Origin of the sequence: Oribacterium sp. WCC10 (genome assembly GCF_900113415.1) — a bacterium.
Lineage (GTDB): Bacteria > Bacillota > Clostridia > Lachnospirales > Lachnospiraceae > Oribacterium.
Map to the genome: position 1 here is coordinate 54,237 of NZ_FOPH01000002.1, position 13,218 is coordinate 67,454.

The window sequence follows — 13,218 nt, forward strand, 5'->3', positions numbered from 1 at the left end:
GAAAATCTTATGTCTTATGTTGCAGAAGTATTTGAAAATTTAAAGGCTAAACATCCAAACGAGCCGGAGTTCCTTGAGGCTGCTGAGAGAATTCTTGATTCTCTTGATCCTATCGTTCAGAAGAACGAGGAACTTTACAGAAAGAATGCTCTCCTTGAGAGATTTGTTGAGCCTGAGAGAATCATAACTTTCAGAGTGCCTTGGACAGATGACAAGGGTGTGAATCATGTAAACTTAGGTTACAGAGTACAGTTCAACTCAGCCATCGGACCATACAAGGGAGGCCTTCGTTTCCATCCTTCAGTTAACCAGTCTATTCTTAAGTTCCTTGGAATGGAGCAGATTCTTAAGAATTCTCTTACAGGTCTTCCTATCGGAGGCGGTAAGGGTGGGTCTGATTTTGATCCTCATGGCAAGTCAGATGCAGAGGTTATGCGTTTCTGCCAGAGCTTCATGACTGAGCTTTTCAAGTATATCGGCAAGGATACAGATGTTCCTGCAGGTGATATCGGTGTTGGCGGACGTGAGGTAGGATACCTTTACGGACAGTACAAGAGACTTACAGGTCTTTATGAAGGCGTTCTTACAGGTAAGGGTCTTTCTTTCGGTGGTTCTCTTGCAAGACCTGAGGCTACAGGATACGGTCTCGTATACATTACAGACGAGATGGTAAAGGCAGCAGGTAAGACTCTCCAGGGAGCAACAATTGCTGTTTCAGGTTCAGGAAATGTTGCGCAGTATGCTATTCAGAAGGCAACAGAGCTTGGCGCAAAGGTTGTAACATGCTCTGATTCAAACGGATATATCTATGATCCTAACGGAATCAACTTTGATGTTCTTGTTCAGATCAAGCAGGTTGAGAGAGCAAGAATCAGCGAGTACGCTAAGCGTGTTCCGGGTTCAGAGTACCATGAGGGTGAGAGACCTTGGGGTGTTAAGTGTGATATCGCTCTTCCTTGTGCAACACAGAATGAGGTAAACGGTGAGGATGCAAAGAAGCTCCTTGCAAACGGATGCTGGGCAGTTGCAGAGGGCGCTAACATGCCATCAGATGCTGATGCCATTGATACATATCTTGCAGCAAAGATTCTTTATATGCCGGCAAAGGCAGCCAATGCAGGTGGTGTTGCAGTTTCTGCACTTGAGATGTCTCAGAATTCTGAGAGACTGAGCTGGACATTTGAAGAGGTTGACGGTAAGCTCAAGGATATCATGGCTAATATCTATAAGAATGTTGCTTCAGCGGCAAAGAAGTATGGCTTTGAAGGTAATTTCGTAGTAGGTGCCAATATCGCAGGTTTCGAGAAGGTATCTGATGCTATGCTTGCTCAGGGTCTTGTATAAAACAAAATATTCGATTATTTTTCAGGGGCATACTACATAATGGGATTTATGTTGCTTGCAATTGATAAATGCTTATAGTAATATACGAAAGTCAGATGGTACGATCATCTGGCTTTCTTTGTTACATAAGTCAGTTCAGGTGGCAGGCTTATATACAGTTCCGGGTGATTTTGCTTTTGTCGGTAGTTATTTACACTGACAGTTAAGAGGTATTGATGCATAAATTTCTGCGAACAATCGGTTTTTCAAAATTGCATACAGATATGCAGCTTGAGCCCCTCATAGAGAGGGCAGTGAATGATAAGTATAAGACATTGGTGATTAATGGTACTGAGGGTTCTGTTATAGAACAGTATCAGCTTCCGGTAGCGCCATCAATGGGAATTTGTGTGGTGGGTGAAAGAACCGCTGATGGAGTATTCCACAGGAACTATTATTTCCCATATATGAGATCATATGACGGTACCCTTACAGAGGCAGGTTCGGTAGAGAGACATCTTGAAAAGGAAACTTATGCAGGTGTTCTTGAGGATTTCAGATCCGGTATCACACTTATCTTTTATGTGACCAATTCTTTGCAGCTTCGTGAAGCTGTAAAGATGCAGCTTCAGCTTAAAGCAAGACAGGCGTTTTTAACCGGACTTGCAAGTGAAGGCAAGATTCTTCTTCCTATAGAAAAGAAGGAAGAGGATCCTGAAGTTCTAAAGCGTAAGAGTAATGAGCGAAGAAGATTGTTTGAGGCGGCACGTCTGGGAGATCAGGAAGCTATCGATACCCTAACCGAAACGGATATTAATATGTTTAATGAAGCACAGCATCGCATGCTTACAGAGGATCTGTACAGTGTTGTTGAAACCAGTTTTATGCCTACAGGTGTTGAGTGTGATATTTATTCGATACTTGGAGAAATCATATCCTTGCGGGTTAAGGAAAATGTTTATACCCATGAAAATGTGGTTGATATGAAAATCAGTTGTAACGACTGTATATTCCATGTTGCTATTAATGAGTCAGATCTTGTTGGAGTTCCTGCTGTTGGAAGAAGGTTTAAAGGAAAGATCTGGATGCAGGGAAATATTGAGTTTGTGGAAGATAGTATTGATGATCAGCCGGATGCGGACAATTGAATCAAGTCTGTGTTATATGTTTGGAACCAGTTGTTATTTATTTCAGTATTCTGTTTATATATGAAGGTTAAGGCCGTCTTGGAGTGTTTACTCTGACGGCCTTTTTAATTCCTTAAAAGTTGTAGTTGTTAGAGTGTGATATGCTCACCAAAAGCAGGATTCTTACAGCTGCACTTATTTTTGGTGTAAAGCTATGATTAGGTTATTATCACAACTTTATCATATCTCGTGGGCAGTAAAAGATGAGCAGGGATCAATTAAAAAAAGTGATTCATCAGTTTATCATTGCATCTCGTTAAAGTGTTATGTATAATCAGAAAATATCCGTAATAGTATGATAGGATTATATTATACTAGGATATATCCCCATAATGAGGTGGAGGATAATTTGACACAGACTGGAGGATTAACTGTGGCACTTTCGCAGATCGTAATACAATTATTAGAAGGATTGGGAGTATCGGTACAGATTTTTGCAATTACGCTTTTGTTCAGTCTTCCGTTGGGACTTGTTATTGCCTTTGGAAGGATGTCTAAGAACGGAACAATCAGTGGGCTCACAAAAGTATATATATCAATTATGCGAGGCACACCGCTGATGCTTCAGCTTTTTGTTGTGTATTATGGTCCCTACTACCTTTTTAATTTAAAGTTAAATCCTACATATAGAAATTCTGCGGTGTACATCGGATTTATAATCAATTATGCTGCGTATTTTGCTGAGATTTACAGATCAGGAATTCAATCTATGCCGGTGGGGCAGTATGAAGCAGCAGATATACTCGGATACAGCAGGGCGCAGACATTTTTCAGGATTATTCTTCCTCAGGTCATCAAGCGTATACTTCCTTCAGTTACAAATGAAGTCATAACTTTGGTTAAGGATACTTCACTAGCATTTTCTATTTCTGTTATGGAGATGTTCACGAAGGCCAAGGCTTTGTCATCGAGCCAGACTTCAATGACTCCGCTTATAGTTGCAGGAGTGTTCTATTATGTATTCAACTTTATAGTTGCCTTGATTATGGACAAGGCTGAAAAGAAGCTGGACTACTATAAGTGATTCTAAACACCGGCAACATAATGTTTAAGTGAAGTGTCATTTGTGCAGGCAGGATTTAATGCAAAAGAAGCCGGACATTATTTATATAGAATAGAAATTTTCGGGGAATAATTATATGAATCTTTTGGAAATGAAAAACGTTAAGAAGAGCTTTGGAGATCTCCAGGTTCTGAGAGATATAAGCATAGAAGTAGGGGATGGTGAAATAGTTTCCATTATCGGACCATCAGGTTCGGGGAAGTCGACTCTCCTGAGATGTGCAACTCTTCTTGAAACTATGGATTCAGGAATACTAAAGTACGAAGATACCGTGATAGCAAAGAACAATGCTGATGGCAAATCGGTTTATGCTGATAAAAAAACAATTAAGCAAGTTAAATCTGTATACGGACTTGTATTTCAGCAGTTTAATCTGTTTCCTCATTGGAATGTATTACGGAATGTGTCTGATGCCGTTATCAATGTTCAGAAGAAATCAAAGACAGAGGCAGAGAAGACAGGAAAAGAGCTGCTTGATAAAATGGGACTTCTTGATAAGGCTGATTACTATCCTTTCCAATTATCAGGAGGTCAGCAGCAGAGAGTTGCCATAGCCAGAGCACTTGCACTCAACCCTAAAGTACTTTTCTTTGATGAGCCTACAAGTGCACTTGACCCGGAACTGACAGGAGAGGTGCTTAAAGTCATAAAGTCACTTAAGGATCTTCATATAGCCATGGTTATAGTCACACATGAGATGGCATTTGCACGTGATATATCGGATAAAGTCATATTTATGGCTGATGGAGTTATAGTTGAACAGGGATCTGCTGATGAAGTATTCAGTTCGGAGAATGAAAGAATGCAATTGTTTCTTGGAAGATACAAAGATATTCTCTGATAAGGATAATGAAGCGGATTTAAAAGGTTTAGACAGTTGCAATGATGCATGTGTAAAAACTTATCCGATGTGTATAAATGTGTAAAACTCCGGCCATACATGTGGATAAACAGCGTGTAATATACATAAGGGGTAGGTTTTATAGTGTAAAAATGTTGATAAATCGTATATAAAAGGCAAGTAATAAAGCCAAAGGGGTGTAATTCGCAAAGAATTACACCTTTTTTTAGTTGAACTGGAGAATCCGAATGTGGAATAGTGTAAAAATCTGTGGATAACTCAAAACATGAGTAGATTTTAAGTATTCCAAAATTTTTTCTAATTCATAACTGAAGACTATGGTAAAGTGAATTTTTTTTTATATAATTTATCTGTAATCTATTGCTACTTTGAGAAACCTCGGATATACTTTCTAAGGTTTTTTGGTAGACAGCATTATTGCTGGAATTATTTGAGAAGAAGCTTATGCTTCAATCGAGGAGGAAAATATGAAAAAATCCATTTCTTTACTTCTTGCTGCTGCTATGGCTGCATCTGCACTTGTTGGTTGTGGTTCATCATCAACTTCTGCAACAACAGCTGAGACAGCTGCCGAAGCAACAACAGCCGCTGCAGGAGAGAGTGCTGCAGAGACAACAGTAGCTGCCGCTGCTGATGCTAAGGACATCGATGTTCTTAATGTTGCATTCGTTCCATCACGTGAGCCTGATGAGATCGTTACAGCAACAGAACCTCTTAAGGAGATGATCAAGAAGGAGATGGCTCCACTTGGTTACAACATCAAGGATGTAAACATCACTGTAGGTACAAGTTTTGAGGCTGTTGGTGAGGGTCTTGCTGCAGGAACAATCGACGTTGGATTCATTCCAGGTAACACATATATCCTTTATGATGATGATGCTGAGGTTCTCCTTACAGCAACAAGAGATGGACTTTCTATAGATAGTGACAGTGCAAAGGATTGGAATGACCAGAAGCCTACAAAGCCAACAGAAAATCAGGTTACATTCTATCGTGCACTTATCGTTGCAGGACCATCAGAGGCCGGTAAGGCAGTAGCTGATAAGGTAAATAACGGTGAAGAGCTTACATGGGAAGATCTTGATGGTCTTAACTGGGGTGTTATGGGACCTACATCTCCGGCAGGTTATGTATATCCGGCGCTTTGGATTCAGAAGAACTTTGGAAAGAACATCACAGATCTTACACACGTTGTAGAGTGTGATTCATATGGTACTGCTTTTGCACGTCTTGCACAGGGACAGATTGATGTTCTTTGCACATATGCTGATGCGCGTCGCGATTATGAAGAGAAATGGAATGCAGATTATGCTATGCAGAATTCTGTATGGGATGACACCAATGTTATCGGTGTAACAGAGGGAATCTACAACGATACTATCTCAGGTTCCAAGGTTTCAACAGTAATGATGGACGAGGATTTCAAGGCTGCTTTTAAGCAGGCTATGATCAATATCGGTAATACAGAAGAGGGTAAGGAAGTTATTGCAATTTACAGCCACAAGGGTTATGTAGAGGCTAATGATTCTGACTATGATTCTGCACGTGATGCTCAGGACCTTATCAAGGCACTTCGTCTTGGTCAGAACTGATAATTACTGATGGTTATGTGCTTTATCGATGTTTTCTCAAAACATTTCGATGAATAGCGGTACATATCAATAAATTTTGGGAAGTCCGCTGAATGCATGCATTCATGCGGACTTCTTTTTTAACAAAATACTTGACTGTTTTTGTGGCTCATATATGATATAGAGCGCAGCATTAAATAAGCATGATGAATTCGATATTCTATGTGAATGCTTAAGTTATTAAACATTCACATGAAACATTGAGTTTGTTTTTACTCATTCATATAGTTCATAACAGAAAAGGAAAAAATAATGATTAAGTTTGAAGATGTAGGGAAGAAATATCCTAATGGCTACGAGGGGCTGAAGCATATCAACCTTGAAATTGAGCAGGGTGAGTTTGTGGCAATTATCGGATTATCAGGAGCCGGTAAATCTACATTAATCCGTACAATCAATCGTATGCATGATGTTACAAGCGGAAGTCTTACTGTAGACGGAACAGATGTAATGTCACTTTCAGGAAGAAGCCTTCGTCGTTTCCGCAGAAAGATAGGTATGATCTTCCAGTCCTTTAATCTCATCACACGTACTACAGTTATAAAGAATGTTCTTACTGCATTTGTACCTGATATGCCATGGCATCGTTCACTTTTCGGTATCTACAATGAAAATGAGAAGATGAAGGCTCTTGAAGCTCTTGATAAAGTTGGCATCCTTGAAAAGGCATTTGTACGTGCAGACCAGTTGTCAGGCGGACAGCAGCAGAGAGTTGCTCTCGCAAGAACTCTGGCGCAGAATCCACAGATTATTCTTGCTGATGAGCCTGTTGCAGCTCTTGATCCTGTAACAGCCAATCAGGTTATGGATGACTTCAAGCGTATCAATCAGGATATGAAGATAAGTATCCTTATAAATATTCATCATGTAGACCTTGCTCTTAAGTACTGCACAAGAGTTATCGGTATCCGTGCAGGCGAGATTGTTTATGACGGTCCTTCAGATAAGGTTGATAAGGAAATTCTTGATAAGATTTATATGGGAGGACAGGAGGAAGAAGTATGAGTATATACGATAAACTCTTCCCGCCGAAAAAGTATGCTCTGGAAAATGGAAAGGAAATCTTTCAGAAGCGCTCCAGAGCTCCGATCTATGTGATCGTTATCCTTTTCATGAGTATCCTGTCAATAAGGATTACGGGATTTGATCCAACCATACTTGCCAAAAGAGGCAGTCAGTTTTTTGTTATTCTCAGCCGTATGTTTCCGCCTGAGCCTAAATATTTTAGTTCAATAGTGACTCCTATGCTTGATACTATCAAGATGTCACTTCTCGGTTCAGCATTGGGATCTATACTGTGTATACCGTTTGCTATGCTTGCATCAACCAATATCTGCAAGAATCGAGTGATTGTTGCTGCTATGAGACTTATGTTCAGTATTGTTCGAACATTACCTACACTTGTAAGCGCACTGATAGCAACTTTTATTTTCGGACTTGGTACTATTGCCGGAACGACTGCTATTGCGGTCTTCTCATTTTCATATATCGGAAAGATCATGTATGAGGAGATTGAGACTGTGGATATGGGTGCATTTGAAGCTATGGAGGCAATGGGATTCTCCAGAACCGGAGCATTCATCCATGCTATAGTTCCTCAGGTTATGCCGGCATTCCTTTCAAACAGCCTTTACAACTTCGAGGGTAATGTTCGTTATGCTGCCATACTCGGTTACGTAGGAGCGGGTGGTATAGGTCTTATCCTGAACGAGCAGTTGGGTTGGAGAGAGTATCCGAATGTAGGTATGATACTTCTTGTTCTGTTTATAACTGTATTTATTATTGAGTCAGTGAGTCGATGGGCTCGTAAGAAGCTGGTCTAAGGGGGTACTCGTATGAATGAAAGAATAATAAAGGCATATGAGAGTCGTCCAAAGGACTGGATATGGAATCTTGCTATAGCAATAGTTGTTATCGGGCTTCTTATTTGGAGTTTAGGTGCTATGGAGTCTTCTGGAACTACCACAAACGGTGGAAAGATGGCATTGAACATACTGAATGGTATCGTTCATCCGGATCAAAAGCTTCTTTTTAATCTGACAAAGGAGGGAGTTCCGTATCTTCTTCTTGAAACAATCTGTATCGCATTTATGGGTACTGTTGTGGGAGCTGTTTTTTCAATTCCTCTGGCGTTTCTGTCAGCAAGTAATCTGGCTCCGAAGCCGATTGCCTTTATAGGGCGTATACTCATCATGATCATTCGTACCGTTCCGGCATTTGTTTATGGTCTTATGTTCATCAGAGTGACAGGTCCGGGAGCTTTTGCCGGTCTTATGACTATGTCAGTTACATCAATTGGTATGGTATCAAAGATGTATATTGAGGCTATTGAGGATCTGGATACAAAGATTCTTGAGTCTCTTGATGCTATGGGGTGCTCAACCTGGCAGAAGATTTTATATGGTATACTTCCTCAGTTGATGCCGAATTTTGCATCTACAGCGATCTATCGTTTCGATATAAACCTTCGTGATGCTACAGTTCTTGGTCTTGTTGGAGCCGGAGGTATTGGTGCACCGCTTATCTTTGCGATGAACTCATATCGTTGGAATGAAGCCGGTTCTATACTTATCGGTCTTGTGGTTCTGGTTCTTTTCGTTGAGTGGATCAGTACAAAGATTCGTGTCAAGTTGACCAGAGGTTAAAGTGAAATGGCGGAGAGTTTTTCTCCGCCTTTTTTGTTTATGTGAGGATTAATTAAACCCAAAATATAGCATTGGCTCTTTGTGAGGTGAGATTCTAAAGAGCTGATATTTTCGGATATAAAGGACAGTTTATGAAAAAATTTGAGATATATTTCACATCGGATACTCATGGTAAGGTACTTCCTGTTGATTATGCTACAGGGAATGAGAAGCCTTGTGGTCTTTTGAATATTGCAGCTGAACTTAAAAAAAGGGGTATAGTCAGTTCTGTAAATAAAGAGAATGATCAAAATACGTTAAAGGATAGAAGTATACTATCTGATATAGAAGCCAATCTTCGTTTTTTGTCAGATGTTTATGTTGAAAAAGAATCGGATACGCTTGTTCTTGATGGTGGAGACAGTCTTCAGGGGACACCTATGATCACATATTATCTTGATCATGCATCTGATTTTGACTTCCATCCTGTTGCAGAAGCTTTCAATGCAATGGGACTTGATTTCTATACATTGGGAAATCATGATTTCAATTTCGGTTATGATGCTATCAGAGATTATGTAAATGCCATGAAGGGAACACTTCTTATTGCCAATGTTGAAGATTTGCGTGGCGAAATAAAACATAAGAGATATGTTATATGTACTTTAAAGAATGGTCTGAAAGTAGGTATCACTGGAATAGTCACAGATTATGTAAATGTCTGGGAGCAGCCTGCACATCTGACTGAACTAAGAGTTTTGGATGCATTTAAGTCTGCTGATAAAGTTTATAAGGAAATGATGGATAAGGGCTGTGATATAACCGTATGCATTTATCATGGCGGTTATGAAGAGGATCTTAACACACATGAGAAACTTACGGACAGCAGAGAAAATGTAGCCTGCGAGATTGCAAGAAATCTTTCATATGACATACTTCTTACAGGTCATCAGCATATGCCTGTATCCGGAATAGATTTGTCAGATACCTGGAGCGTTCAGCCTCCTGCTAATGCAGAACAGTATATTTCACTTCGGGCTGAGTATACAGAGGGGGAGAAGCTTAAGTGTACTTCCGAACTTGTTAATGTCGGAAATGAAACGGTTGAATCGGTTAAGCAGATGGTTATGCCAGTAGAATACAGAACTAATGAGTGGCTTGATAAGCCGGTTGGTGAATTTGATGAAGAGATAGTGCCGGAATCAAAACTTTCTGTTGCGCTTTATGGAAGCAAGGTGGCGGCACTTTTTAATCAGGTACAGCTTGAATCTGTTGATGCAGACTTCTCGTGTACGAGTCTTGGAAATCAGGAGACAGGCTTTAAAAAGAAGGTAAGTATAAGAGACGTCTATGCTGCATATACATTTGCCAATACTTCAGTTGTGAAAGAAGTAACAGCTGAGATAATTAAGGGGGCGCTTGAAAGATGTGCAGAGTATCTTGAACTGGATGAGAATGGTAAGCCGTATATATCTGATGTCTTTATGAAGCCTAAGATAGAGCATTATAACTATGATTTCTATGCAGGTCTTGATTATGCCTTTGATCTTAGGCGCCCGGTAGGAGACCGTGTGGTGCGTATGAGAAAGCTTGATGGAAGTGAACTTGTTTCAGGTGAAAAGTACAGACTGGTTACCTCTAACTACAGATCTACAGGAACGGGTGGATATGAGATGATTGGAAAGGCAAAGACGGTGTATAGCGGTGCAGATAATGTTCAGGATCTTCTTGTTGATTACATCAGAAAGCATCCTAAACTGTCTATCCCGGATAACTATAGATTCGAAATAATATTCTGAGGAAACACTGATTATATCAGCATTTCCATAAGGAAATACAGATTATTAGGTTTTCATTCAATGTTAAGAGAATTATTTTAGGGTGGTCATTTTATAGTGACCACCCTTTTTGAGTGAACATATAATTTGTTTTTTCGATGTATATTTTTGAACGGTACGAAGAGTTTTTTGATTATATAATTATGCTGCTCATGATTATGGAAATGTAAATCATTTGATATTTTCATCTTCATATGACAAATAAAAATATATCTAATAAATCAGATGATTCCTGCAGCCGTCATTCTTGCGAGAGCATATCCTATAAGAGCTTTTTTCCATATATCATATCCGCTTGCATTGAGATGCATGAACTTGTCACTGCAGTAAGCAGGATTCAGATCACCGTTCTGATCGGCAAGAAGATCTCCAACATTCACAAAGCCCCATCCATATGCATTGGCATAATTCTGCATAGCAAGATCAAGAGTTTTTATATTAGCACTGGTATAAGGCTCACCGTTTTTGCCCGGATACATATAGCTTGCACCAATTATGGTTATATCAGAATCCGGAACATATTGTTGAAGAGTCTGAATCAGCTGAACATATAGTTCGGGAGTATCCTTCCACTGCTGATCCTTATATCCAAAGTGCAGGTAAATATGAGTTGTTTCGCCCGGATGCTCAGCTGCCATTAGTTGTAATGATTCCCAGACCGGACGTTTTGCGCCTTTATACATAGGGGTACCTGCGTCTTCGATACTGGCATCAAAAGCAGAATGTACACAAAAGCCTGGGAAAGCGAGACTCTGAAAATTGCCCATTACAGGATCGGTAGAATTTTTGATACACTGAATCCCCCATCCCGCCCCAATGGAATCTCCGACTATTACAGAATTTTTGAAATACTGATATAAAAGATCATTCTGTGCAAGTGTTGGTATTTCATCGTAGTAATAAACGGCAGACGGATTAGAACCTGAAACTAAAGATGAAACTGTTGTATCACCTACAGCTGAGGAGGGAGTAATGTCTGAATGAACAATTGCATCAGAAATATCGTATTTAATCGAAAAAGATGAATTTATATTGTTTGAGAAGCCGGTTAAGCTTTGTATCGTGATAACACCGGTCAACAATAGTATTGAAGCAAAATATTTTCTGGAAAAGTTTTTCATGACACGTCCTCACATTCTTTATGGTAAAAGAAAAATTGTTTAAATCATACAATAAATCGGCGAATCGAATAAATATATTAGCATATATGGCGATACGTAAGGAGATTGAAAGTACAAAAATCCAAATAAAGCATTTATAATTGGGAGTAGCGATAGATTCTATAGTTTTTGGGGTAGTAATATGGTTAAATATTCGAAAATTTATTATGTGGGAATTGCCGCGATGATTTCGTCCGTAGTCAGCTTTCCTTCATTTGCGGGAGCTACTTTGTCTGGAGTTGATCCTGCCATGATTTCTTCACAGATGACGGTTCCGGGGCAGGGAAATGCGGAAACAACGGAAGATGCCGTGGAAACACAGATGACAAAAAATGACTCAACTTTCAGTTCTGTGGGCATATCTGGTGAACCCTTGGGTACGGACAAAAAAGAGGTAAGCACTTCATTTTCTGATCCCGGTGAAGCAATACAGGATTCTACGACAGTTCAGGAGGAAAAAAGAGTTATAGATGTTAATAACCTTAATGCAGAAGACATCAGTGCGCTTGCTGACTACTTCAAGGATTCGGTTATCATAGGAGACTCAATAGCTGAGAATTTTCAGCGATACAATCTATCTATAGGGGCAGGAGATGTTGTAAGTGACAACTTTACTTCTTTGGCAGTTGCCGGCTACAGTATTTCAAAGGCTCTGCTTCCAAATAACGGTTCCAATATTCATCCAATGCTTCAGGGCAAAAGATATCGTTTACCGGAGGCTGTTTCTATAATAGGCGCAAAGCATGTTTACAGCTTTTTCGGATATAAGGATCTTGCAGATGTATATGCTGCAGACAAATATGAGTTGCTGCTAAAGGAGATTCAGACCACAAATCCTGAAACAGATATAACAGTTATCAGTACGACATATATGACAGAGGGTAATCAGGATGCAGAATATAATAATTCAAAAGTACGTACCCTTAATGAGAATATGAGGCTAAAATGTGAGGCCAACGGATGGTCCTTTATTGATGTACAGGATATAATGAGTGATGGAAGAGGCAATCTTCCGGATGAGTGGAGTATAGATAAAAAGATACACTATAATTATCCGTATTATATTTATTGGGTGAATGAGATGAAACGATTTGCATTAGAAAAGCTTAATGTTTGATAAGTAAAGGAGTAGAATTTAAAACGCATTTTACAGGGGATTCAAATATATGGCCGAATATATTTTTATCCTGTTAGATCTGATTACTGTTCTTTACAGTATGTAGAATGAAAAAAGCAAAACAGTACCGATTAAGTTGAAATCCTCCGGGAACGGTCCGGTGAAAAAATCAGCTTGATCGGTACTGTTGTTCTATAACCGGTAATAATATTTTTGAAATAGGAAGTATAATAGATAGATTTAACAGGAGCAAACTAAAACTGTCGAAAACTAAAAATTATCCTAAATATTCCCTTTTGAATACCAGGAAAAATGAGAACTGAATTTAAAATGCAAATAAAAAAGTTGAGAGCCGGAGTGGCACTCAACTTTTACATTACAATATACAGATTTACTCTGATGTAAACAATGGT

At 39.4% G+C, this 13,218-nt stretch carries 11 protein-coding genes; 10 read left to right on the top strand and 1 reads right to left on the bottom strand.

Annotation, left to right across the window (positions count from 1 at the left end; all coding sequences use genetic code 11):
• The first annotated feature begins 9 nt into the window (after nucleotides 1-9).
• From gdhA to BM294_RS01630, 9 genes are all read left to right on the top strand, one after another.
• Nucleotides 10-1,344 carry an NADP-specific glutamate dehydrogenase gene (gene gdhA, locus BM294_RS01590; RefSeq protein ID WP_091204267.1) on the top strand — a complete coding sequence of 445 codons (1,335 nt, stop codon included), beginning with the start codon at nucleotides 10-12 and terminating at the stop codon, nucleotides 1,342-1,344.
• 215 nt (nucleotides 1,345-1,559) lie between these two features.
• The gene (locus BM294_RS01595; RefSeq protein WP_091204269.1) at nucleotides 1,560-2,471 is read left to right on the top strand and encodes a DUF3881 family protein; all 912 of its coding nucleotides are present in this window, start codon (nucleotides 1,560-1,562) and stop codon (nucleotides 2,469-2,471) included.
• Nucleotides 2,472-2,883: 412 nt separating this feature from the next.
• Nucleotides 2,884-3,534, top strand: coding sequence for an amino acid ABC transporter permease (locus tag BM294_RS01600; RefSeq protein WP_242944397.1), 651 nt, complete (start codon nucleotides 2,884-2,886; stop codon nucleotides 3,532-3,534).
• A 115-nt stretch (nucleotides 3,535-3,649) separates the two neighbouring features.
• Entirely contained in the window at nucleotides 3,650-4,414 is a 765-nt protein-coding gene (locus tag BM294_RS01605) for an amino acid ABC transporter ATP-binding protein (protein ID WP_091204272.1), read from the top strand.
• A 488-nt stretch (nucleotides 4,415-4,902) separates the two neighbouring features.
• Nucleotides 4,903-6,027, top strand: a complete 1,125-nt coding sequence (locus tag BM294_RS01610) for a phosphate/phosphite/phosphonate ABC transporter substrate-binding protein (RefSeq protein ID WP_091204274.1) — start codon at nucleotides 4,903-4,905, stop codon at nucleotides 6,025-6,027.
• A gap of 291 nt (nucleotides 6,028-6,318) precedes the next feature.
• Entirely contained in the window at nucleotides 6,319-7,071 is a 753-nt protein-coding gene (phnC, locus tag BM294_RS01615; RefSeq protein WP_091204275.1) for a phosphonate ABC transporter ATP-binding protein, read from the top strand.
• Nucleotides 7,068-7,889, top strand: a complete 822-nt coding sequence (phnE, locus tag BM294_RS01620) for a phosphonate ABC transporter, permease protein PhnE (protein ID WP_091204277.1) — start codon at nucleotides 7,068-7,070, stop codon at nucleotides 7,887-7,889. The genes phnC and phnE (BM294_RS01620) overlap by 4 nt, the downstream gene beginning before the upstream one ends.
• 12 nt (nucleotides 7,890-7,901) lie before the next feature.
• Complete coding sequence (gene phnE, locus BM294_RS01625; RefSeq protein ID WP_091204278.1) at nucleotides 7,902-8,711, top strand: phosphonate ABC transporter, permease protein PhnE; 810 nt, start codon at nucleotides 7,902-7,904, stop codon at nucleotides 8,709-8,711.
• 131 nt (nucleotides 8,712-8,842) lie between these two features.
• Entirely contained in the window at nucleotides 8,843-10,489 is a 1,647-nt protein-coding gene (locus tag BM294_RS01630; protein ID WP_091204280.1) for a bifunctional metallophosphatase/5'-nucleotidase, read from the top strand.
• A gap of 260 nt (nucleotides 10,490-10,749) precedes the next feature.
• On the opposite strand, the gene BM294_RS01635 is transcribed toward BM294_RS01630, so the two are convergent.
• The gene (locus tag BM294_RS01635; RefSeq protein WP_091204282.1) at nucleotides 10,750-11,649 is read right to left on the bottom strand and encodes an SGNH/GDSL hydrolase family protein; all 900 of its coding nucleotides are present in this window, start codon (nucleotides 11,647-11,649) and stop codon (nucleotides 10,750-10,752) included.
• Nucleotides 11,650-11,830: 181 nt separating this feature from the next.
• Between BM294_RS01635 and BM294_RS01640 the strand changes: the two genes are divergently transcribed.
• On the top strand, nucleotides 11,831-12,805 hold the full coding sequence (locus BM294_RS01640) for a GDSL-type esterase/lipase family protein (RefSeq protein WP_091204283.1): 975 nt from the start codon (nucleotides 11,831-11,833) through the stop codon (nucleotides 12,803-12,805).
• Nucleotides 12,806-13,218 lie beyond the last annotated feature (413 nt).